At 41.4% G+C, this 21936-nt stretch carries 22 protein-coding genes; 10 read left to right on the top strand and 12 right to left on the bottom strand.

What is annotated here, in order from left to right; genetic code table 11:
- Positions 1-5: 5 nt before the first annotated feature.
- The 4 genes from NXR94_RS12735 (at position 6) to NXR94_RS12720 (ending at position 3512) form a co-directional block, all read left to right on the top strand.
- Complete coding sequence (locus tag NXR94_RS12735) at positions 6-1079, top strand: hypothetical protein (RefSeq protein WP_258105030.1); 1074 nt, start codon at positions 6-8, stop codon at positions 1077-1079.
- Positions 1080-1310: 231 nt separating this feature from the next.
- Entirely contained in the window at positions 1311-2255 is a 945-nt protein-coding gene (locus NXR94_RS12730) for an RHS repeat-associated core domain-containing protein (protein ID WP_258105029.1), read from the top strand.
- Positions 2256-2337: 82 nt separating this feature from the next.
- Positions 2338-2643 carry a hypothetical protein gene (locus NXR94_RS12725; protein WP_258105028.1) on the top strand — a complete coding sequence of 102 codons (306 nt, stop codon included), beginning with the start codon at positions 2338-2340 and terminating at the stop codon, positions 2641-2643.
- Positions 2644-3125: 482 nt separating this feature from the next.
- The gene (locus tag NXR94_RS12720) at positions 3126-3512 is read left to right on the top strand and encodes a hypothetical protein (protein WP_308706270.1); all 387 of its coding nucleotides are present in this window, start codon (positions 3126-3128) and stop codon (positions 3510-3512) included.
- Between the two features lie 83 nt (positions 3513-3595).
- Here NXR94_RS12720 and NXR94_RS12715 read toward each other — a convergent pair whose 3' ends face one another.
- Complete coding sequence (locus NXR94_RS12715; protein ID WP_258105027.1) at positions 3596-4420, bottom strand: SOS response-associated peptidase; 825 nt, start codon at positions 4418-4420, stop codon at positions 3596-3598.
- An 82-nt stretch (positions 4421-4502) separates the two neighbouring features.
- Here NXR94_RS12715 and NXR94_RS12710 point away from each other — a divergent pair, with 82 nt between their 5' ends.
- Positions 4503-5270: a hypothetical protein gene (locus NXR94_RS12710; RefSeq protein ID WP_258105026.1), complete on the top strand. Its 768-nt coding sequence runs from the start codon at positions 4503-4505 to the stop codon at positions 5268-5270.
- A gap of 776 nt (positions 5271-6046) precedes the next feature.
- Here NXR94_RS12710 and mnmE read toward each other — a convergent pair.
- Positions 6047-7405 (bottom strand): tRNA uridine-5-carboxymethylaminomethyl(34) synthesis GTPase MnmE, encoded by a 1359-nt coding sequence (mnmE, locus tag NXR94_RS12705; RefSeq protein WP_258105025.1) that lies wholly within the window; start codon positions 7403-7405, stop codon positions 6047-6049.
- Positions 7406-7543: 138 nt separating this feature from the next.
- Here mnmE and NXR94_RS12700 point away from each other — a divergent pair, with 138 nt between their 5' ends.
- Positions 7544-7984, top strand: coding sequence for an outer membrane insertion C- signal (locus NXR94_RS12700; RefSeq protein WP_258105024.1), 441 nt, complete (start codon positions 7544-7546; stop codon positions 7982-7984).
- 21 nt (positions 7985-8005) lie between these two features.
- Here the strand turns inward: NXR94_RS12700 and NXR94_RS12695 are convergent, their stop codons facing one another.
- The 5 genes from NXR94_RS12695 to NXR94_RS12675 form a co-directional block, all read right to left on the bottom strand.
- Positions 8006-9433, bottom strand: a complete 1428-nt coding sequence (locus NXR94_RS12695) for a nucleoside recognition domain-containing protein (RefSeq protein ID WP_258105023.1) — start codon at positions 9431-9433, stop codon at positions 8006-8008.
- A gap of 4 nt (positions 9434-9437) precedes the next feature.
- Complete coding sequence (locus tag NXR94_RS12690) at positions 9438-10214, bottom strand: FeoB small GTPase domain-containing protein (RefSeq protein ID WP_258105022.1); 777 nt, start codon at positions 10212-10214, stop codon at positions 9438-9440.
- Positions 10211-11224 (bottom strand): metal-dependent transcriptional regulator, encoded by a 1014-nt coding sequence (locus tag NXR94_RS12685; protein ID WP_258105021.1) that lies wholly within the window; start codon positions 11222-11224, stop codon positions 10211-10213. The genes NXR94_RS12690 and NXR94_RS12685 overlap by 4 nt, the downstream gene beginning before the upstream one ends.
- Entirely contained in the window at positions 11221-11883 is a 663-nt protein-coding gene (locus NXR94_RS12680; protein WP_258105020.1) for a metal-dependent transcriptional regulator, read from the bottom strand. Before NXR94_RS12680 ends, NXR94_RS12685 begins: the two co-directional genes overlap by 4 nt.
- Before the next feature lie 93 nt (positions 11884-11976).
- On the bottom strand, positions 11977-13092 hold the full coding sequence (locus NXR94_RS12675) for a hypothetical protein (protein WP_258105019.1): 1116 nt from the start codon (positions 13090-13092) through the stop codon (positions 11977-11979).
- A 31-nt stretch (positions 13093-13123) separates the two neighbouring features.
- On the opposite strand from NXR94_RS12675, the gene NXR94_RS12670 reads away from it, so the two are divergent.
- The 3 genes from NXR94_RS12670 to lysA all read left to right on the top strand — a co-directional run bounded on the left by NXR94_RS12670 (position 13124) and on the right by lysA (position 15783).
- Positions 13124-13936, top strand: coding sequence for a 2,3,4,5-tetrahydropyridine-2,6-dicarboxylate N-succinyltransferase (locus tag NXR94_RS12670; RefSeq protein WP_258105018.1), 813 nt, complete (start codon positions 13124-13126; stop codon positions 13934-13936).
- A gap of 86 nt (positions 13937-14022) precedes the next feature.
- Positions 14023-14625, top strand: a complete 603-nt coding sequence (locus NXR94_RS12665) for a lipopolysaccharide assembly protein LapB (RefSeq protein WP_258105017.1) — start codon at positions 14023-14025, stop codon at positions 14623-14625.
- Between the two features lie 6 nt (positions 14626-14631).
- Positions 14632-15783, top strand: coding sequence for a diaminopimelate decarboxylase (lysA, locus tag NXR94_RS12660; RefSeq protein ID WP_258105016.1), 1152 nt, complete (start codon positions 14632-14634; stop codon positions 15781-15783).
- Here the strand turns inward: lysA and NXR94_RS12655 are convergent.
- From NXR94_RS12655 to NXR94_RS12645, 3 genes are read right to left on the bottom strand one after another with little or no spacing between them, the layout of a single operon-like run.
- Entirely contained in the window at positions 15772-17193 is a 1422-nt protein-coding gene (locus NXR94_RS12655; protein WP_258105015.1) for a Na+/H+ antiporter NhaC family protein, read from the bottom strand. The genes lysA and NXR94_RS12655 overlap by 12 nt on opposite strands.
- Complete coding sequence (locus NXR94_RS12650; protein ID WP_258105014.1) at positions 17186-17731, bottom strand: DUF4136 domain-containing protein; 546 nt, start codon at positions 17729-17731, stop codon at positions 17186-17188. Before NXR94_RS12650 ends, NXR94_RS12655 begins: the two co-directional genes overlap by 8 nt.
- Positions 17732-17748: 17 nt before the next feature.
- Entirely contained in the window at positions 17749-17961 is a 213-nt protein-coding gene (locus NXR94_RS12645; protein ID WP_258105013.1) for a hypothetical protein, read from the bottom strand.
- Positions 17962-18171: 210 nt separating this feature from the next.
- Between NXR94_RS12645 and NXR94_RS12640 the strand changes: the two genes are divergently transcribed.
- Positions 18172-18969 carry a hypothetical protein gene (locus NXR94_RS12640; protein WP_258105012.1) on the top strand — a complete coding sequence of 266 codons (798 nt, stop codon included), beginning with the start codon at positions 18172-18174 and terminating at the stop codon, positions 18967-18969.
- On the opposite strand, the gene NXR94_RS12635 is transcribed toward NXR94_RS12640, so the two are convergent.
- Together NXR94_RS12635 and NXR94_RS12630 are read right to left on the bottom strand one after the other, a co-directional pair.
- Positions 18970-20358 carry a sodium-dependent transporter gene (locus NXR94_RS12635; protein ID WP_258105011.1) on the bottom strand — a complete coding sequence of 463 codons (1389 nt, stop codon included), beginning with the start codon at positions 20356-20358 and terminating at the stop codon, positions 18970-18972.
- Between the two features lie 81 nt (positions 20359-20439).
- Positions 20440-21870: a TonB-dependent receptor gene (locus NXR94_RS12630; RefSeq protein WP_258105010.1), complete on the bottom strand. Its 1431-nt coding sequence runs from the start codon at positions 21868-21870 to the stop codon at positions 20440-20442.
- Positions 21871-21936: the final 66 nt, after the last annotated feature.

Here is a 21936-nt window from a genome sequence, read left to right as displayed (position 1 = left end):
AAAGCATGAATTGGTATCATTTCGAAAAAAACAGATTAATCGCCATATTTTTCTTATCCGTTATAGTATTGGGAATTACGTTTTATCATGAGGTATATAGGCAAGTAATTCGCTATAAATTAGAAAACTTAGATAAGAATTATTTTGTAAATGATAATCCGAAATTGTTATTCACAGAATCTGTAGGCAAAAACACATTACTTGAACCCCCATTTTCTGATATCGTAATGTTGGATTTGATAACCAAAAAGAAGGTTCGCCTAAATTATGATAGATATTATGATGAGAGCCCTACTTTATGTCTATTAAAAAATTGTATTTATTTCACTTCTAAGCGTGGAGAATTAGCAAAAAGTCTGCACTTAGGTGCGCCCTCAGACCTATACAAAGTGGATTTGAATGATTTTGAAATAAAATCCGCAAAACAGGATGTATTATTTGCATTGAAGGATTCTACAAGTGAATTAATGGATTCTAGAGTTTCTAAATTCAATGATTCCATTATGGCTTTTGTTGAGTACAATTACCCAAGAAAGGATTTGATTTTTTGTGATCTCAAGAACAAAAAAAGGCTATACAGTATATCATATGACTCTGTTTATCATTATAATTTTTTAAATAATGGTGTGGTGGTTAATTATAAGTCCGAAAAGGCCATATTTTATGACTTTGATGGTAGGGATAGTAGATTAATTGACTCGATTTTAATTGTGAAGGGCACAGATTATCAAGATCCAGATTTTTTTTACAGTTCATTGTATGACGAACCAATACTTTCTATATGGAAAAGCTCTCTAAAAGATAATTCGTCAGAGAATTATTATAAAATAGATTTTTCTATTAATCCCTTAGATAAATTAGGGTCAATATATTACTTTTTCCGAGGGAAATATTACTTGGCTGATCTTAACAAAAAAAACACATTTTCAAATATTGCACTCGTGAAAGGGGAAACTATTATTCCATTAACAAACAGTCCAAGAATAAGGGATGATATTTCATTTATAGGTAATTCATCATTGCTTGATAGTCTGTATTTTGGCAATGCCCTCCCCACTGGTCCAAGGAGTCAGAAATAATAAAACAAAAACTGGTTCAAGCTTGTAGCTTGGACCTTTTTGTTGAGTATACCTAGCCCCCGATCATCTTGGTTCTACGAGCTATATCACAGGAGAAGTGTATCAACACCTAGAGTACTTTGCTTTTGGTGAAATGCAAAGCATTCGCCGAATACCGATAAAATTAAAAGTAAATGAGGCAAACGTTCGTAGAAGAGCATAGTAATAAGAATGGCATGCCGTATAAGTTCAATGAGGGTCGACCGTCAAGAAAATGTCCGGTGGACATATTTAGGGAGGAGCCAGGATGCAGGGGGGGGGCTGGATGAGGAAACGGGATTGTACTATTATGGGGCCAGGTATTATGAGGCGAAAACGAGTGTATGGTTGAGTGTGGATCCCAAAGCTGAGACATATCAAGCATGGTCACCGTACAATTATACCTTAAATAATCCGGTGAATTACATTGATCCAAATGGAGAATATGTTTCAGGAGATAAAACAACCGGAATTTCTTCTTTCATGGTGATATTCCAGCAATGGCAAGGGGCAGCTTCAGATTTGTCTCATCGAAAACGATATGGTCGACACGGCACTTATGAAAATAAAAACCACGCTTTGATAAGAATATTCGATACTGACTTTAGAGCCACGAATCAAATTGTTAACAGCGTTGGAGGAAATGAAGGTTTTAGCTATAATAAATCATTCGGAAAATATGTTAACGCAGGTTTGCCATTAGATGTAGCTCATTTTTTTAAGATGGCTAATCTGGCACAAGATTATCCTGATTTTGCAGTTCGTATGGCTTATGTGAACGAAGAATTCAACCAATCAGAAGATCCAAGACCTGCGGGAAGAACTAGTGCCTTCTCGCCTGAAGACCTTTTTTCAAATGAACTAGGATTAATATTTGGTTCGAACTTGGATGGATCTGCAGATATTTCATCGGAACTTCAAACATTTTTGGGTGAAGTAAATACATTATTTACTACAAATAATCTTAATGATGGAAAATACTTAACAGAGAGCAGGATTAATAGATTAAGAGGAATTGCTGAGAAATATTATGGAACATCGGACCTACGGAATTTTCAAAAGGACAGTGAGATTTATAGTATCAAAAATATCAGATCGATCAATAAGAATGCGTCAGACAAAAGTTATCCTTTCTATAAAGGATTTATTGCAGATTAATATATATAGCTGCTTTTTATGCGGCTTGTTGACCACCGCTTGTATTCAAGAAGAGTATGAGACGAATTTGTCGGAAATCAGTATGTATAACAAACTACAAGAATGTGAAGAAGTTAATATTCATTATTCAGTGCTTTCATATGATTCAATTGAAATAATAGTACTGCCTGTTTTTGATGAACCACTAAAGACAGAAGACAACTATCAATTGTTTTTTCCTTCAGAAACCAAAAAGAGAATAGAGATAAGTGTACAGGGCTATTTTTCAAAAAAACCAAAGAAAATTGACGGATATGGATGCGACGATGCTTATCTATTTAAAATATCAGAGATTTTGAAGGTTGATGATGTTACGACTGATTTCAGTTATTCAATAAATAACAAGTAGTAGGAAATCACCCCCACTGGTCTAAGGTTATAAAAAACAAAAACTGGTTCAATGCGTCTCGCTTGGACCTTTTTGTTGAGTATACCTGTTCTTCGAAGTGTTCTTCAGGACACTTGGAAGCTTGAATGATTACGAGTGTCTCCGGACACGGAAAGGAGCAAGGTTGGTAATGCTCTAAACCGTAACTTTCTTTATGTGTGGCTTGTAATGGATGGTTACCCCCGTTCTTTTAAGTCTTCCGCAGGTGGACTTGAAAGTTTCTGATGAAAACGAGTGTCTCTGACACGGCAATAGAAATACTACATATCTTCGCTGTATGTCAGCCTATAAATTTAACGATCCGTTAGGATACTATTTTGTAACATTTACAGTAGTGGAATGGATAGACGTATTTACTCGGGATAATTATCGACAAATGGTCGTTGATAGTTTAAAGCATTGTCAGCAAAAAAAAGGGACTTGTTATACATGCCTGGGTCATTATGTCAAACCACATTCATCTAATCATATCAAGAAAAGAACATGTCGAACAATTGTCAGATATTGTTCGGGATTTTAAGAAATTTACTTCTTCAAAAATCATCAGATCTATTGAAGAAAACCGAAACGAGAGCAGGCGCAACTGGATGTTGTGGCTATTTAATTCTGCTGGCAAGAAGAATAGTAATAATTCCAACTATCAGTTTTGGCGTCAGGACAACCATGCTGAACAATTATTATCGAACAAGTTCATGACACAGAAATTAGATTACATTCATCGTAATCCTGTAGAATCAAGACTTGTCGAAGAACCAGAAGCCTATTTGTATTCAAGTGCAAGGGATTATGCTGGTCAGGTCGGTTTACTTTCCATTAGTTTAATAGCATAATATTGACCGTGTCGGAGACACTAGTTATCATTGAGCAGTTTTAAGTCTCCCTGCGGAAGACTTAAAACAACTGGTTCCATAAGCTAAATGGTGTGTCCAAGAATAGGTTCTCCTGCGGGTGTGATCAATTGGGCATGATTGTTTGGCTTTTTGGTGTTGTTAGGAGCCTTGATTTCTTTCCCTAATGGTATTGCTAGATACTCCGCCGAATCAAATCGTTTGAGCATTGATTCTAATTCATCGGTAGAGGCTTCAGGGTTTAGCCAGGAGCCTTCCAGTTCTTCAGGTATGACCAATGGACTCCTGTGGTGTTCAACTGCTTCATAAAGTAGTTTAGCTGCTGGAGTAGTGATAATAGCCATGTATCTCTGGCCAAGAATGTCAGAGTAAAAACCACCCAGGCTAAATGGTCTTTTATCCTGCCGCTCGATCAGGAATGGCTTGTCTAACCTTTCCTTTTCAGGGCCTTCAATGAAGTAGTCTACGGGTATCAAACACCGGTGTTTTAATGCATCTGATTTGAAGCCACTGTTTCTGAAAATGTTAAATGGCCCTTCATAGTCCGGGTCATCTTCTTCATTGATCTTGTCACGTCCGGATTTACCCTCGGCTCGCGCATTGATGCTGGCTCTGGCTTTTTTATAATTGAACTTCGGATATCCTGACTCGGGGTCAATGATAAGTTCTTTTGTTTTGGGATCCTGCTCAAAACCGTAATAGGGGCGATATCCAAACGAGGCATTGAGTTGCCTGATCTTACCCAGTTCATCATATCCAAGGATAAACGTTGTATTGCTATGAGAGACATTGTAGTTGTCTTCAAACTCAACATCATCCTCTAGTACCATATCCCGGTAATCTAACCAGCTTTCTATACTATGGATCGTTTGTCCGTATCTGCCACACATGTAATAAAAATATTCACTTAACCGATGAAATCAAAAGCTAATAATTTTAGTTTTGTATTATTAATACTAATATAATTAGCTAATGTATCCAATAATCACCTGTGAAGAGTCAGATTATGCGAAGGAATACCGGATTAACTTCCGGGATTTTCAGTACTGTCTGGTTGTCCGGAAGGGTAAGGGCTTTGGTGTCAGTCTGACTTTAGATAGGAAGGGGGGTGGTTCATCAGGAGATCAACGGAAAGCTGAGGATGTGCTGAAGGTATTAACTGGCTGTTATGCCTGGGTGAGACGAATGGAAAAGTACAAGATTAATCAGCTGGAAACCGAATTTGAGTTTAAGTTTATTCGGGCTTCAGGAAGTGTCCAATTCGTCGCTATCAACAAGAAGGCAAATATGGCTCTTGTCTACTCTCACTCTAAGAATGGGTACAGACTTACCAAGAACCTTGACTTGATAACGGATAACATTGATTCGATCACCTACAATCCATTCAGTAGAAACACCAAGGATATTACGCCGATACAGAAATGGCAATGTTACCAGGGTTGGAGTAAAATTCTGGATTTACTGGAGGCCCTGAAAGTGGATATGGAAAAGCAAAGTGGTCATGGGGACAAGAAGTCATTGAGTGGTCGTGAACAACTCCAATTGGTTAAGCAATGTGAGAAATATCACATCTCTGCGGAAGCCATTTCTTCCGGGACCAGGAGAGGGTTGAAGGTATTCGGAAAGCAGTTCTGGAATATTCATGCCATCAATAATATTGTCGAGGCATTGGTAGAGGAGAGGAAGGATAATTATTTTCCTTCATACGATATTTTTTCGGATGGGATATTGAGTCAGTAGTAATTGAGGGTGTTGGTGCATAGAGTGTGTTTAATTAAGGATCAACTTGACAGGTTAATTTGTTAACTACACTCAGTCCCTTAAAGGGCAGCTAAAGTTTAAATATGCTCAATCAAGCCACACATTTAAGTTTCTTTCTGAATAAATATTAAGCTACTCAGATTTCGACTTTAAAGCATATTTGTACATTCTCGAATTATTTATAGTGTAAGCTTCAATTTCACCAGATTTGATTGGGGTATTGATCTTTTCACCGTGTTGTTTAGGTTATTTGGTTTGCCCCTTATTCTTCTAAGTATTCCGCAGGACACTTGGAAGTTAAAATGAAAATGAGTGTCTCCGGACACGGAAGGGAATTGGGTTAATGTGCCGATCGGGTAAGTTACTTCCGTGCTGAGAATAGAATGGGAATTGTCAAATGAAAATCCAAAAGTTGTTTTATAGGCCCGATAGTAGTGGCATCCTTTTGCTTTGGGGTTTAAGGAAAGCAGCAAAAGATACAGCGGATAGCGGGAGTTATAGTATCTATGAAAAGGGGAATGTTCCCTATAAAGAAAAAATGTAGAACAGAAATGACGTTTGTAATTGAAGATATGAACTTAGCTTCCCCCGTTCTTTTAAGTCTTCCGCAGGTGGACTTGAAAGTTTCTGATGAAAATGAGTGTCTCCAGACACGACATCTTACCATTTGGTATAATTCCTGGTGAAGTCAAATCTTTCAACAATGTATTAAATACCCATTATCGAGGAAGTTACTTCCGTGAAAAAGATAAGCGTCATTTGCCGATACAAAACTTAGAAAATATGTTTTCGAGCAGGTCATCCGTTGTGATCTCACCGGTTATGAGTCCGAGATGATGTAGTGCATTTCTGATATCCATCGCTACAAAATCATTGGTTACCTGGTTATCAATACCAGTCAGAACATCATCAAGTGCTAAATCAGTCTGTCTGAGACTTTCATAGTGACGCAGGTTGGTGACGACCGTATTACCCGTTTTGAAACTGTCTAAAGAGACAAGTGTTTTCAAAGCCTCCTTCAGGTTTTCGAGATTCTCCTTTTGGCTCGCGGAGATCAATAGGCCTTTGTGCTCTTCTAATTTGGTTTTCAGCTCAGGTTGCGCCTGGTCCATTTTATTCCCGATTAGGAGATAGGGGACACCCAGTTCCTCCAGGTACTCCAACTGTGTATCAAGGTCATGAAGGTTATCACTTTTCAAATCGATCATATATAAGATGACCGAGGCGTCTTTCATTCGTGCATGTGTTCGTTCCACCCCGATAGCCTCTACATGATCCTCTGTGGTCCTGATACCTGCGGTGTCTACAAAGCGAAAGGCGATGCCATCTACATTGATGACATCCTCGATGACATCACGTGTGGTCCCCGGAATATCTGAAACGATAGCCTTTTCTTCATTAAGCAAGGCATTGAGTAGGGTAGACTTGCCTGCATTGGGCTTTCCGGCAATAACTGTGGGAATTCCGTTTTTGATGGCATTACCAAGCGCAAAACTTTCAGTGAGTTTGAAAATAACTTTTTTGAGTTCGTAGATAAGTGATTTCAGATCATCCCTGCTGGCGAATTCCACGTCCTCTTCGGAAAAGTCGAGTTCCAATTCAATCATACTGGCGAAATGTACCAGCTTCTCCCTAAGCTGCTTAATCTCCAATGAAAAGCCCCCCCGCATTTGACTCATGGCGGCGTCATGCATAGATTCATTTTCTGCGGCAATGAGATCAGCCACGGCCTCTGCCTGTGCCAGGTCAAATCGTCCGTTGACAAAGGCTCTTTGGGTAAATTCTCCCGGCTTAGCCAGCTGACAACCCTCTTTCAATAATAGATTGATGAGCTGCTGAATGATGTAATTACTGCCGTGGCAACTGATTTCAATGACGTCTTCCCTGGTAAAAGAATTTGGAGCCCTAAATAGTGAGACAAGCACCTCGTCGATGATATGATCGCCGTTGCGGATCGTTCCGAAATGTATGGTATGAGAGGCTGCTTTGCTAATATCCTTTCCTTTAAATACCCGATTGACAATGGTGAAGGTTTCAGGTCCGGATACGCGGATAACACCGATAGCCCCGATTCCGGCTGGAGTAGCTAATGCAACGATAGTTTCAAACTTCATGTGGCAAAATTAGAAGGAAAGAATTTGAAAATCGTTCGGATGTCTTCTCAAATGCTTTTTTAAAGAATCAATAGGCTTTTTAAGGATTATTGATCAATTTGTCCTTGTTTTACAGATGTTACTTAACCATAATCAACTATGAAAAAGCTATTGATTTTATCTGTCTTCGTGTTAGGACTTACGCAGTTGTCTCAAGCTCAGGAACTTGGTATCAGGTTTGGAGATGTAACCGGAGGAGATGTTGCTCTTGATGCCGTGTTTTCTGCCGGTCAATTTAGCATGATACATGCTGACGTTTCTTTCGGAAATAATGGCGTAGGGATAGACGCCCTTTATGATTTTATTTACAGACCGCTGGGTGATGCTCCTTTGAATTGGTACTTGGGAGTAGGGCCTTCTTTGTATTTGGGTAATGTAGTTTTACTTGGTGTTGCAGGTGAAATTGGTTTGGCATTTAAGATTCCGAATGCTCCAGTTTCATTAAGTGCTGATTGGAGACCTACATTCTATCTTATAGAGAACACAGACTTTCATGCCGGATTTTTTGGTTTGAACATAAGGTACGTTTTCGGTAATTAACAATATAATACTGGCGTTTACTTAAAAAAGTAGACGCCAGCATTGTGCTATTAGGAAGCACACCACCACTCCAAAGACTACTGGTAGAATCGTTGCCACAGAAGTCCATTTCCAGCTTTTAGTTTCCTTGTAAATCGTGAAGATCGTTGTGCTGCAAGGGTTATGCAGTAAACTAAAAAGCATCAGGTTGATCCCCGTTAGGAGCGTCCATCCTCCTGTTTTCAGAATATTCTCAGTTTCTGAGACCGAATCCAACTCAAACATTACCCCATCACCCGCACCAAACCCGGTGATATTAAAGTGAGCCACAGTCAACATTAAAACTGTCGGTATGACAATTTCATTGGCGGGAATTGCCACGACATAAGCCAGAAGAATCACTCCATTAAGGCCAATTAGAATACCAAAAGGGTCTAGAAATTCGATCGCATGAGAAGCAACTGAAGTGCTTCCTATATCAATATTGGAGATTAGCCAGATAACCGCTCCGGCGGGAGCAGCAAAGATGATGGCTCTCCAAAGCACAATAATTGTTCGGTCAATGAGCGAAGTGTATATGGTTTTCCAGAAACGTGGTGGCCTGTAGGGCGGTAGCTCCAGGGTAAATGTCGAAACCTCACCCTTAAGCATGGTCCTGGAAAGGAGCCAGGAGGTCAAAAACATAAAGACAATCCCCAAAAAAGCTATGGCTATGACTGCCAGGGTGGAAATAGTCCCTGAAAGTCCGGATGGTACCAGGGCGCCGATGAAGATCGTGGCGATAAGGATCTGTGTAGGCCAACGACCATTGCACAGGGAAAAATTGTTGGTAATGATGGCAATCAACCGTTCCCTTGGACTATCTATAATTCGGGTAGCTACAACACCTGCAGCATTGCAACCCCAGCCCATACTCATGGTTAATGCCTGTTTGCCATGTGCACCACTTTTTTTGAATAGGCCATCCAGGTTAAAAGCCACTCTTGGGAGGTACCCGAAATCTTCCAATAAGGTAAATAATGGGAAGAATATAGCCATCGGTGGAAGCATCACTGCAATTACCCATGCAACAGCCATGTATACACCATCAAACAAGAACCCGTCCAACCACCACGGGAGACCAATACTTGCCGAAACAGATTTAAGAGTAGGGTAGATGAGCTCCAATAGTAGCGTGTTGAGCATACTGGAGGGGTAATTAGCACCTTGTATCGTCAGCCACAAGATCACTGATAGAATCAATGCCATAATCAGAAAGCCGAATCTTCTACTGGTTAGTATACGGTCCAGCAGCCGATCAAAATGGTAGCTTTTTTCGTCATCACCTTTGGTCTCTACACGACTGGTAATGACCGCAGCATCTGAATAAATGGCTTCAGTAAGCTTATCGTGAAAATCATCACCCACTTTCCATCGTAGGGAAGAGGCAAATGAGATGATATCGTCTATTTGGTTGTTTTGGTCACTCATAATATTATGCGACAAGTTCTCCTTCCTTCAATGCACTCAATATCCTTTGGTCACCATCCAGCAGCCTCATTGCCACCCATCTGCTGTTGGGTAATCCTGGATATGCTTTCAATAACTTACTGCTGAGTTCCTCTACCGCTTCACTCACCTTGGAGTTGAGATTCTTTATCTTATGCGGTTTACAGACTATCTCACCGGATGCAACCTGAGCAATGACCTTAATAAGTTCAGGGATTCCTTCGCCACTTCTTGCGCTGGTTACTACCACAGGAATTCCAAGATCTTTAGCTAGGGTCCGATCATCAATGCTGATCCCGTGTCGTTTGGCTTCATCCATCAGGTTGAGACAAAGTACAGCCTTATCAGTGATCTCCAGTACCTGTAGCACCAGATTGAGGTTTCGCTCAAGTCGTGAGGCATCTGCAACAATCACAGTTACGTCCGGTCTTCCGAATAGAATGAAATTTCGAGCAACTTCCTCGTCTTCAGAAGTAGAGAGGAGGGAATAGGTTCCCGGAAGGTCTATAAGTTTATAGCGCTTTTCATTGTAAGAGAAGCCGCCTTCGGCTCTGGTGACCGTTTTTCCGGCCCAGTTTCCGGTGTGTTGTCTTAATCCTGTGAGTGCGTTAAATACCGTACTTTTTCCTGTATTTGGATTGCCCGCAAGGGCGACTACAAAGTCAGCGTTCTCAACATTCACTCCCAGCTTCTTTAGCTGTGCGGCGTTATAGAATGCACATGATTCGCACGCCTCCATTGGTGTTTCCTTCACTTCTTTCATGATGCAATTTTTTCTATAAGTATTAAGTCTGCCTGATCATTTCGTAAAGCGATCAGGGTGTTTTTTATCCTATATGCTTTAGGTTCTTCCATCGGACCATCTAATCCTGTTTCAATGGTTGTTCCTTTAATGAAACCAAGGTCCAGAAGCCTTCTTCTATTTGCTCCCCGGCATTCTTTTGAAATGCCCACTACTTTAGCTTTTTCTCCTTCTTTTAAAGTGCTGAGCCGAACAGCCTGAGCTTCAAAACTTTCTTCATCATTGAGCTCCTTGACGCTTATATTACTAGCTACGATAGTAGAAAGTTCATATTCGATGCCCTCCGAAAGAAATCTCGTCTTATTATCATCACATGAGAGCACTTTTAATTGCTGGTCAATGTGAAGCTTTTCATTGATGATCTGCTTGTAAATGACTTCAGGTTCGTCCTCTATATGGGTAATCCTGACATATTTTCCCGGATGTATTCCTGATAGAGGCGTAGCGGAAGACTCTATTATTTCCCCGGATTTCATCGGAATTGGGTCGCCATGAGGGTCAAACCTGGGACTTCCCAAAGATCGATACAGCTCATCTGCCTGATCAGCTGTTAGGTTATGCTCCATCATTTCTGCACGTTGGTGCCATTCGGACTTATCTATACCAGTCTCTTCAGAAAGGTATTTTTCCCAGAGTCGGTGGACACGAATGATCTTTAGTGCGTAATCCGTACCAGATTCGGTAAGATAGATGTGCTGTCCTTTCAACCGAATTAAATTCAGACCTGCCATATGTTCCAGCAGATAAACTAATTTGGAGTCAGACATTTTAAGCGCTCCTGCCATGGCATTGAGGGTTGCTTTTTTGTTGCTGTGTTGGACATGATAAAGTTGCTTAAGCACGTCCTCTACCTGAGCCTTTAAGCGCTGAGCCTTTGTCCGCCTGTTCCAAACTCGCGTTTTGATTCCGAGGTAAATCAGCAGAACCAGAATGGAGAAAATGAGTAATGCTATGGTCGGATTTGGAATCATTTCAATTTCAACATAATGTTTTCTGATATGGCGCCCGACAAGTAAATAGGAGATTGATTATCGATGCTGATCAAAACAGATCCATCAAACTCAACCTTTTCTATGACTTTGACGAGCGAACCAAGTTTCATTTTGATTTGATCCAGGTGACGGAGAAGTGCAGGATTGCTGTCGGGTACATTGATTACCTGACCGAGCTCTCCTTCGTTAAGTTCCATTAAGGATTTCTGAGGCTGAATATTGATTTCTCCATTTTCAGTTGGGATCGGATCACCATGCGGATCGACAGACGGGTAGCCCAAAAAGGCATCTAGCTTTTTAATGAGAAGGGGGGACTTGATATGCTCCAACTGCTCAGCAATATCATGAACCTCGTCCCATCGAAACCCAAGCTTTTCCAATAGAAAAACTTCCCAAAGTCGATGCTTCCGAATCACATTCAGAGCGATCTTCTTTCCCTTGTCGGAAATATGTACTCCCTTATATTTCTGATATTCAATCACACCTTTATCTGAAAGTTTGCGCATCATATCACTTACAGAGGCTGGCTTGGTTTGAAGATCTTCGGCTATGGCATTAGTCGAAACTTCGGTGTCTCCATTTTCCGATAGGTGATAGATAGATTTCAGGTAATTTTCTTCCGCTAAACTCAGTTCCATAACACTTCAAAGCTAAATATAATTTTAGTCTCACCTAAAAATATTTTTAATGAGTGATTTTTTGAGATATATAAATAGCTATTTTTCAATGAGTTAATATGCATTGATTAGTTTTTCAGTTAAGGACTTAAAAATGATCTCTTCCTGCGTCCAATGGCTCCTGCTTAATTCCCATGATTGAAGATTTTCAAGTCTTTCCAACAGGTCAGCCGGGTCAAAGTTTTCAAAATTTACCACAATGGCTCCACCTAAAACGTTGGCTCGATTTACCCAATACGGGTGATCATGAAGTAAGTATGGTAAGCCATGTCCTGAATATTCAAACAGCTTGGTGGGAATTCTGGATGCATTAACTTCATTGGGCTGGTACCCGATGATTCCTAAATCTGATGCTTCAATGGCTTGCAAAATATACTGATGGTCAACCGAATGATGCTGAATGTTTAGTGTGATGTCTTTACAACCATTGGCATAATCAAAAAGTTGATTCGCCAAATTCCTATCCTGGTAGGATCCGATAATGAGCAGCTCGGATTTCTTATGAATTTGGCTGATGGCATCGAATAATTCGATAGCATTTAATACCCCTGAGTATTCCGAGATCGAACCACTAAACAGCATTTTCAGAGGTTTAGATTTAGACCATTCTTTAAAGGTCGGAACATGAATTGGAGGCAGCGACTTGTTCTCCAATATTGTCGTTTCATCAGGTTCTAATTTTAATTCCTTCTGATAGGCTTGCTCCGCCAATAGGAAATGATCAACTGTACTGGTGCTAAGTTTTTCTAGGAGGCCTGCTAGTGGCCGGAGCAGAAACTTACTGAAAGAGGTGTATTCTTTCTGATGGTTAATGTTACGACCGTAATTCTCCTGAACATCATAGATGATGGGAAACCCGAGGAATGCTTTCATGATTGCTGCGATAGGTAGAAGCTCTGGAGTACAGATGATAAGTAGTGTTGGCTGCAGGCGAATAAGCCTGTATAAGAAATGAATTTGAACCAATAGCCTGCGGATGCTTTTTCTGCTAAAGTTTCCGGTAGGATAGAAGGTGATGCTTTTGTCGGGGGATTTTTTCTGTGTTCCTTTTCCCAAAATGAATATTTGGTATTTCTTTGCCTTCGCTAAGGAGCAAGCAAGCTTATGGTAGTGCCTGACGTCGTCGACGGGCTTAAGCACACTGGCAATAAATATTTTTTTTACCTTCACTCTATTAAATAGACAGAAAACACAAACCTATATGGATTTACAAAAACTTATTGAGTCTGCCTGGGAAGATAGATCCCTCATTAACGAAAAGGAAGTTTCCGTGGCAATCAAGACCTTGATTGATGATCTGGATATAGGTAAAAGACGTATTGCATCTCCAACTGAAGATGGATGGGTTGTGAATGAATGGATGAAAAAAGCCGTTATTCTCTATTTCCCATTGATGAAAATGCAACTTATAGAGGTAGGTCCTTTTCAGTTTCATGACAAGATGAAGTTGAAGTCTAATTATGATCAATTAGGTGTAAGGGTTGTGCCTCATGCTATCGCGAGATATGGCGCATACATTTCAAAAGGTACAGTATTAATGCCTTCGTATGTAAATATTGGTGCCTATGTGGATGAAGGGACCATGGTGGATACCTGGGCTACTGTGGGTAGCTGTGCGCAGATTGGGAAAAATGTTCACCTGAGTGGTGGAGTGGGTATTGGTGGTGTTTTAGAGCCCATTCAGGCTGCACCAGTGATTATTGAGGATAATGTTTTTGTTGGATCGCGTTGTGTGGTGGTTGAAGGTGTACGAGTAGGTAAGGAAGCGGTACTTGGTGCGAATGTGGTATTGACCGCAAGTTCTAAAATCATCGATGTAACCGGACCGGAACCTGTAGAGTACAAAGGTTATGTCCCTGAGCGTTCTGTGGTTATTCCGGGGACGATCCCTAAAAAATTTCCTGCAGGGGAGTATCAGGTGCCATGTGCGTTAATTATTGGCCAAAGAAAGGCCAGTACCGATAAAAAGACATCTCTTAATGATGCATTAAGAGAGAACAACGTTTCTGTTTAATAATGTTAAATCCGGAGCGATGCACCCCCTTAGAGTGCTCTGGCATTTATATTTGCATCCTTATTTTATAAGAAGGTCAATTAACTATGTTAAAATCTATTCAAATTTTACTGCTAGTAGGGGTTATGGTAGCAGGTGTAGCGTGTGGTGGAGGTGATACTAACAAGGGGGATGACCTTTTTGCCAAAGGAAACTACAAGGCGGCAATTGAAGCCTATAGCCAGTATTTGGAGTCCAATGCGGCTGACGTAAAAACGCTGTACAACCGAGGAAGGGCTTATCAGGAGTTAAAAATGTCGGATCTTGCTGAGAAGGATTTCATGGCGGTGATCCAGATGGATGAAAAGAATGTCAATGCAAGATTGAGTCTTGCTAAACTCTTTTATAGTAAATCTCTGTACAATAAAGCTGTTTTATGGGCAGAGCAGGCCGTTGATATTAATGAGAATAACTCTCAGGCACATTTCCTTGCAGCCAGAGCGAAGCATCAGCTAGGCTATGTAGACGGAGCGATGGAGTCGTATTCCCTTGCGTTAAAGATCAACTCTGATTTTGGTGAAGCATACCTTTACAGAGGAGCATTAAAGCTGCATCAGGGTAAGAAGGCTTCTGCATGTGAAGACATTCGTAAGGCCCAGGCACTCAATGTTAAAGAGGCTGAAGCAATCAAAAACAAATACTGCAATTAATATCCGGTGAAAAATCTGATTCCTCAATTCTCCAAACTGGAGACACCATTCTATTATTATGACATGTCTCTGCTTGAGGAGACATTGCAAGCCATAAAAGCGGCCAATGCTTATGGCTATCATGTCCACTATGCCATTAAGGCTAATGTGAATGAGCCGATACTTAAGTTGATTAAGGAGGCAGGCATGGGTGTGGACTGTGTGAGTGGAAATGAGGTGAAGTTGGCCTTAGAAAATGGCTTTTCTCCAGAAGATATTGTTCTTGCCGGAGTAGGGAAAACGGATAAGGAGATCGAATACGCTCTTGAAGCAGGTATTTTTGCCTTCAATGTGGAGTCAATCCCTGAGCTTCTGGTAATTGATGAGATAGCTGCAAAACTGGCTAAAACAGCTCATGTGTCTATGAGGATCAACCCGGAGATCGAAGCAGGTACACATCATTACATTACTACAGGGTCAAAAGAGAATAAATTCGGGATTTCAACCGATGAATTGTTGGAATCATTGGACACCATCAAAGGGTGTGCTAACGTGGATTTCATTGGACTACATTATCATATCGGTTCTCAAATCACTGATATTGACCGATTCAAGAATTTAACTGAACGTGTCAATTTCCTTCAGGAGGAGTTGCTTTCCAGAGGGTTTAGTCTTCCACACCTGAATGTTGGAGGTGGTTTTGGAATTGATTACGAATGTCCTGATAAAAATAGCATTCCGGATTTTCAATCCTACTTCAAAGTGTTTAATGATCATTTGAAAGTGCTTCCGGGACAACAGGTGCATTTTGAGTTGGGCAGATCTGTCGTTGGTCAGTGTGGTTCCCTGATTACAAAAGTGCTTTATGTAAAGGAGGGTGGACATACTAAGTTTGTGATTGTTGACGCGGGTATGACCGAGCTCATGCGACCTGCACTATATCAGGCAAAGCATAAACTTATCAATATTAGTAGTGAGCAATCAGAAGACATTTACGACGTAGTAGGTCCGATCTGTGAATCTTCCGACTGGTTCGGTAGAAAGGTCTCTCTTCCTAAAACCAGCAGAGGCGACCTGATCGTCATAAGATCGACCGGGGCTTATGGCGAAACCATGCGGAATAATTACAATGGTCGTCAGTTTGCCAAGGCTTACTACTCTACTGATCTAGGCGAGTAAAAACCCGAATATCAGGTATAACACGAAGGAAGCCCCTCCTGTGATCAGGGCATAGGGTAACTGCGTTTTTACGTGATCAATATGATCTGTTTCTGTTGCCATTGAGGCGATCAGGGTAGTGTCAGAGATAGGTGAGCAGTGATCTCCGAATACACCACCGCCAAGAACAGCCGCCAGGGCAAGATAGATGTTGAGGTCGAGGTTTTGCGCCAATGGAATTCCTATCGAAATCATAATGGCGAATGTGCCCCATGAGGTACCGGTGGAGAAAGCGATGAAGCAACTTGTCGCAAAGATTACGGCAGGAGCTAATTGAGGTGTAAGCCAGGCCTGGGTAACTTCTGCTACGTATTGACCAGTTTCCAGTTCCTTACACAGGTTACCCAGGGCAAAAGCCAGTACCATCAGGATGGCCATGGAAAGCATTTCATTCATGCCTTTAAAACTCTCTTCGATAAACCCCTTTAGGTTTAATAGTTTTTGGAAAGCATACATGATACCAGCTACAATTACAGCAAGAGAAACAGCATAGAGAACAGAAGATGATCCAGATGCTTCTCCAATGTAGGCCCAGAGGCGTTCTATGGTTGAACCGGTTACATCTGGTGAATACCCTGTGTAGATCATAAATAGGGGCATAGAAAAGATCATGATCAGTAAGGGGATAAGCATATTAGACGCTTTGCCGGTTGTTACGGGTATTTGTGATTTTGCTTCTGTTGTCTCATAGCTGGCTATAACTTCAAATTTTTTCATTGGTCCAATGGTCTTATTGGTTGACGAGACGAAAGCAACCATCAATAAAGTCAGGATCGGGTAGAAGTTAAAAGGGATGGAATAGATCAAAGTCTTAAATGGAGGAAGGTGGTCGTAAAGCGCCAGCAGACCTATGATGTAAGCTCCCCAGGCATTAGCCGGAAACAGAATACAGGAAGGGGCACTACTACTATCTGCGATATAAGCCAGTCTCACTTTTGATATCCCAAATTTTTTAAACAGCGGGCCAAACAATGTCCCTACCGTCAAAATCGAGATGTTCGACTCAATAAATATAAGAAAGCCGGTGAGTGCTGAATACAATTGTAATTTCGGCTTGGGTCTTGAAGATCTTTCAATTTTATTTTGTAATAAATTTACAAAACCATGAACTCCGTTTGAAGTTTTAATTAACTGGATTAGTGCCCCTATGAGTAGCGTAAACAGGATTGTACGTGTATTTCCGGCACTTTTAAAGACGTCTACTAACCCATCAATGGTTCCCAGTGCTCCGGATATCGGGTTCCATCCGAAAATGATTAAATAACCCAAAAACAACCCGGTAAGAATGGCCGGAATTACCTGTTTGGTTTGGATGGCAAGAATGATGGCTATAATGGGTGGAAAGATGGAGAGTATTCCGAATTCAGTCATTCGTATTTGTTAAGCTTGGATTGGGAGATGCACTACCTGCGGTGTAAAGGTAGTTTTCAAAAAGTTTGGATACCGACTGATCGATGACCTTTTGAATATTCTGGTCTCGCCCATATTGGTTGAGATCAATACTGGCCTGCCAGATCAATTTCTTTGTTTTAAAATCATTGAGTTCTATCAGAAGCGTGGATTCCAAAAAGCTCCTGGAGGTAATAATGGGCATGATATATCCATATGGATATGGATTAGATATGCTTACATCGGTTTTTTGGTTTGAAATGATCTCGTAACGAGCAAGAATATCAGGTTGCTTGTTTTCCTGTAAGTATTTTCGGAAGTTCATTTCCGCTACAATCTTTTCTTCAATAGCCTCATAAATACTTGCAGATTGCTCGGAAGGAGGGGTGTTGCCTAATTTGTAATTTACCACAGCGAAGGTGTGATAATTGGCGAAAGGTACCCCTTCATTTACAAAGGAGACTACTTTTTGAGAAGCACAGCCGATTAAAAGAAGTGAAATGGTAAGCCACTTATTCATACGTGGCTAAGATACTATCAAGCAGCTGAAGTATCCAAGAACATGCTGCGTGCTGCATTTAATGAATTAAGTACCTTATCGGTAAGTTTCATTGAGGGCTCTGAGAATTCATAGAGGATGTCGAAACGGTCTTTGTTTGTGCTCGAGAGTAAGGCCCTGTCATATTGTTTCAATGAGCCTTTTTCATAGATGCCTAAATCCGGGTTGTACCAAATTAATGTTCCATTCATAATTTCTCGTATTGGCGATATTTGATTTATACCAAAAATGAGGCCAAAGTAACCTGGTATTGAAATATTGTCAATTCCATATCTTCATCGTAGAATATTAACGTGAATTAAAGTGTTAATATTATTGTTCATAGAGGTTCTCAATTGACGATTAGCTTTTGCGAGAATTCAGTTTTTCTTTATCTTGAATAAACCAAACGGTAGAGTTGAGTGTCGTTGTTTTTCGCCTTATACATTTTTTTCCTTGGATCACTGGATCATGGTGAAATAGCGGTGTCAGATACTCATCTCGTGGGGGTGTACAAAGGGAGACCGCTTTTTATAAAAAATGCCTACGATCCGGTGTCAAGAACCTTTTGTGTAGAGGGCATTGAAGTCAATAATAGACCAATCAGATTTCCTGCAAGGGTAAGCGCCATTAAAGTAGATTTTGCAGGTATTGATCTTTATGCTCCCGTAACGCTCAAAATAATTCACAGTGACAGCTGCGAACCAATCGTAATTAACCCGGATGCCATCTTTTATCATAGTCTTTTTTCATTTAAAAAGGTTACTGCCACGGATACCCTGATCACCTGGGAGACGGTTGGAGAAAAGAAAGGTGGGGTATATGTAGTTGAGAAGATCGAAACTGGCCTTTGGCAAGCTCAGCAAGAGGTTGTGGCAGAAGGACATTATGCCGGAGGCAACTACAAGCACATTCCAAGTCTCGAACAGGGATCAAATAAGTTTAGAATTAAATATGTCTTCCCGAATGGTGAATACCTTTATTCACAGGAGATAGATATGCATTTTTATCCAGATCCAGTCACGTTTGAACCCAAGAAAACGGGTAAGGAAATCCATTTTTCGCGTTCAGCTTTTTATGAGATCTATGATGCCGGTAGCACAAAGGTGCTGGATGGCACCTCAGATTTCGTTGACGTGAGCGTCTTACCAGATGGTGATTATGTTATCTATTTTGATGGCGATGATCCGGGAATGTTTGTCAAAGAGAGCCCTCGTTGATCATATCAGGGCGATACCAAAGAAGTTATCCAAGAGAACCAGCACAAAAAGGATAGCCAAAATAAATGGGCATAGGAAGGTGATGAGGAAACTGATCCCTTTTTTCACAAATGTGTTTTCATAACCTTCATATCCACTGGCAATTTCTTCATGCAGGTTGTGTTTTTTCCAAATAAAGGCCGCAAAAGAGACAATCAGAAATCCTCCAAACAGTAGCATGATGTCTGCTAGTCCGGCAACCAGTGAAAGGAAATCACTTGATCTCGGAAGTTTGAATGCGGTTCCGAAGAAATCAGAGGCCCCATTAGCCAGCAAAGATGGTATACCCACAACGAAGATGATTATCGCAACGACAATCACCGCAGGTTTTCTTCTCATCCTCAGTTCGTCTACAGCATAAGAAACCGGTACTTCTAGTAGTGATACCGTGGAGGTGAGCGCTGCAAAAGATAACAGCAGGAAGAAGAATGCACCGATAAAGGCCCCTAAACCAGGTCCCAATGTCTCAAAGACCCCGGGAAGAGTAATGAATATAAGTCCTGGACCTGCCTGATCGGATTGTACCATGCTCATATCTCCTCCGTTATTGTATGCTACAAGCGGAAATATCATCAAACCGGCAATAAATGCTATCCCTACATCAGCTAATGTGATGAAGGCAGAGGATGAAACGATATTATCATTTTTTGAGAGGTAACTTCCATAGGTAATTAAGGCGCCCATTCCGAGTGAAAGAGAGAAGAAGGCCTGTCTCAAAGCGCCGCCGATGGTGCCAATGTTAATAGCTGAGACATCAGGAATAAGGTAGAATTTCACGCCTTCCATAGCATTAGGTAGCGTAAAGGAGTAGCCTACCAGGATCAAAATCATTACGATCAGGGAAGGCATTAATATTTTGGCCAACCTTTCAATACCGCCGGAAACACCTTTTGAAACAAAAAAGGCAGTGAAAAACATGAATACGATGGCATAAAGGCCAACTTTCACCCAATCGCTGGTAAAGGCGCCAAAGTTCTGACTTACTGCGAAATTCCCGCTGGCCATTTCAACGAAGTAACCAAACGCCCATCCGGCGATGACATTATAAAAAGACAGGATGACTACTCCGGCTACCAATCCGAGAACCCCAATAAACCTCCAGTTTTTGAATCCCAGGGCTGTAAAAGCGCCTACCGGGTTTTTTTGAGTTTTTCGTCCGATGGTGACTTCAGTCACCATTACCGGGAAGCAAAGCAAAAAGCAAAACAAGAGATACATCAACACGAAGGCTGCTCCACCTCCGAGGGCAACTTCAAATGGAAATTTCCAGATGTTACCCAACCCAACAGCTGATCCCGCCGCTGCTAAAACAAAACCCAGTCGATTAGAAAATGATCCTCTTGTAGCCATAGATTGTTAATGTCAGCGCCAAATATAGCAAAACACAGTGATCGCAAACCCGCCTATTTGATAAGATGGTAGAAGCTGTCCTTAGTGAAGGTCTTCATCCTCATCCAATGGCACGTCATATGGGTAATTAAACAGGTGATTCGCTTTGATGGCATCGGCAACACGGTTGGGAACGAATTTCTCCCAGCCCTCTCCTCCGTCCTCAATCATTTTGAGCACATTGTCAGAGATGATGTGCAGGTTTTCCGCTTTTGCTCCACTGACATTACCAATTTTGTCATTGTCTTTCAGGTATGCATACAGATGCTTAAGGTGATCCTCAGGCTCAAAATCCTCAATGTACAATAGTTTATCGGTTCCTTCGGGCTGAGTTGGGTATACATAGAGCTTCACATTGCTTCCAAATAGCCTTCCAAACGACTCCAGGATACCTCCGTTGAGATTGTTGTAATACTTCTCATCAAAAATGCGAACAAGGTTATTGAGTCCCAGGACAATGCCGATTTTTTTCTGTCGGGTAAATTTCGAAAGGTAGGAGGCGATTTTATAATGCTCCTGATAATTCGAGATCATTACATTTTGTCCCAGGGAGCACAGGAGATCTACTCGGTCGAGAAAGTCTGTTTCATCTACTTCACCCCCTAGCGTAAGGTCATTGAGTGTCAGCTCCACCAGAGGAACGATATTGTCAATTTCCACGTCCGGTTCCTTTCGGAAGGCCCGCATACCTGCCAGCATCATGTCCACGTTCACGTGAGTAACCGGACGAAAACGACCTCTTAATACCAGGATATTCTTTTTGTATAATCGCTCTGAAGGCTGCAAAACCACACCATTTCTGTCGAACATCGTGGCGTGAGTGAGTCCGTTCTTCACCAGTTTCAATGCCATCAGGCGGTTATCTACATGATGGAAATCCGGTCCCTCGATCCGGAACATATCAATTTCGATCCGGCTTGGGTGAATATTATCGGTCAGAGCATTGATAATATCCTCAGGTTCAGCATAAGTAAAGCATGCGTGGATGAGGTTGACACCCACCATCCCGAGTACCTGCTGCTGCCATAACGGATCATTATCCTTGAGCGCCACGTGTATGATACAGTCGTTAGGTTCAGAATTTGGGTGCTTTTGGAATCGACAGCCTATCCAGCCATGTCCTTCGTTGGTTCTACGAAAGTTGATGGTCTCAACAGTATTGGAAAAAGCGAAAAAATGAGATCGTTTTGCACGATTGGTCAAGCGCTGCGACAGTAGGGAATACTCCCGGTTGAGCATTTTCATGAGCTTCTCCTCGCAAACGTATCGCGCACTTTTGCCGTAGATAGCATCACTAAATGTCATGTCATAGGCAGACATCGTTTTGGCGATGGTACCAGAAGCCGCTCCGGCCTTGAAAAACCAATCTGCCACTTCCTGTCCGCCACCGATTTCGGCGATCGTACCATAGACCTTATCGTCCAGGTTGAGCGACAGCGCCTTTTCCTTGGTGGTAAGTTTTTTGAATTCCATTGAGACCCTTTATGATAGTTTTGGATAAAATTATGGCATATTGGACTCTAAAGAAAGGTGCAACAG

Origin of the sequence: Marinoscillum sp. MHG1-6 (assembly GCF_024714475.1) — a bacterium.
Lineage (GTDB): Bacteria > Bacteroidota > Bacteroidia > Cytophagales > Cyclobacteriaceae > JAMZMI01.
This window is presented reverse-complemented; position numbering and strand designations above follow the sequence as displayed.

Bases quoted from the DNA above. Each gene is read 5' to 3' on its own strand.
- NXR94_RS12735 (WP_258105030.1), top strand. From the start codon at position 6: ATGAATTGGTATCATTTCGAAAAAAACAGATTAATCGCCATATTTTTC.
- NXR94_RS12730 (WP_258105029.1), top strand. From the start codon at position 1,311: ATGAGGGTCGACCGTCAAGAAAATGTCCGGTGGACATATTTAGGGAGG.
- NXR94_RS12725 (WP_258105028.1), top strand. From the start codon at position 2,338: ATGTATAACAAACTACAAGAATGTGAAGAAGTTAATATTCATTATTCA.
- NXR94_RS12720 (WP_308706270.1), top strand. From the start codon at position 3,126: ATGTCAAACCACATTCATCTAATCATATCAAGAAAAGAACATGTCGAA.
- NXR94_RS12715 (WP_258105027.1), bottom strand. From the start codon at position 4,420: ATGTGTGGCAGATACGGACAAACGATCCATAGTATAGAAAGCTGGTTA.
- NXR94_RS12710 (WP_258105026.1), top strand. From the start codon at position 4,503: ATGTATCCAATAATCACCTGTGAAGAGTCAGATTATGCGAAGGAATAC.
- mnmE (WP_258105025.1), bottom strand. From the start codon at position 7,405: ATGAAGTTTGAAACTATCGTTGCATTAGCTACTCCAGCCGGAATCGGG.
- NXR94_RS12700 (WP_258105024.1), top strand. From the start codon at position 7,544: ATGAAAAAGCTATTGATTTTATCTGTCTTCGTGTTAGGACTTACGCAG.
- NXR94_RS12695 (WP_258105023.1), bottom strand. From the start codon at position 9,433: ATGAGTGACCAAAACAACCAAATAGACGATATCATCTCATTTGCCTCT.
- NXR94_RS12690 (WP_258105022.1), bottom strand. From the start codon at position 10,214: ATGAAAGAAGTGAAGGAAACACCAATGGAGGCGTGCGAATCATGTGCA.
- NXR94_RS12685 (WP_258105021.1), bottom strand. From the start codon at position 11,224: ATGATTCCAAATCCGACCATAGCATTACTCATTTTCTCCATTCTGGTT.
- NXR94_RS12680 (WP_258105020.1), bottom strand. From the start codon at position 11,883: ATGGAACTGAGTTTAGCGGAAGAAAATTACCTGAAATCTATCTATCAC.
- NXR94_RS12670 (WP_258105018.1), top strand. From the start codon at position 13,124: ATGGATTTACAAAAACTTATTGAGTCTGCCTGGGAAGATAGATCCCTC.
- NXR94_RS12665 (WP_258105017.1), top strand. From the start codon at position 14,023: ATGTTAAAATCTATTCAAATTTTACTGCTAGTAGGGGTTATGGTAGCA.
- NXR94_RS12655 (WP_258105015.1), bottom strand. From the start codon at position 17,193: ATGACTGAATTCGGAATACTCTCCATCTTTCCACCCATTATAGCCATC.
- NXR94_RS12650 (WP_258105014.1), bottom strand. From the start codon at position 17,731: ATGAATAAGTGGCTTACCATTTCACTTCTTTTAATCGGCTGTGCTTCT.
- NXR94_RS12645 (WP_258105013.1), bottom strand. From the start codon at position 17,961: ATGAATGGAACATTAATTTGGTACAACCCGGATTTAGGCATCTATGAA.
- NXR94_RS12635 (WP_258105011.1), bottom strand. From the start codon at position 20,358: ATGGCTACAAGAGGATCATTTTCTAATCGACTGGGTTTTGTTTTAGCA.
- NXR94_RS12630 (WP_258105010.1), bottom strand. From the start codon at position 21,870: ATGGAATTCAAAAAACTTACCACCAAGGAAAAGGCGCTGTCGCTCAAC.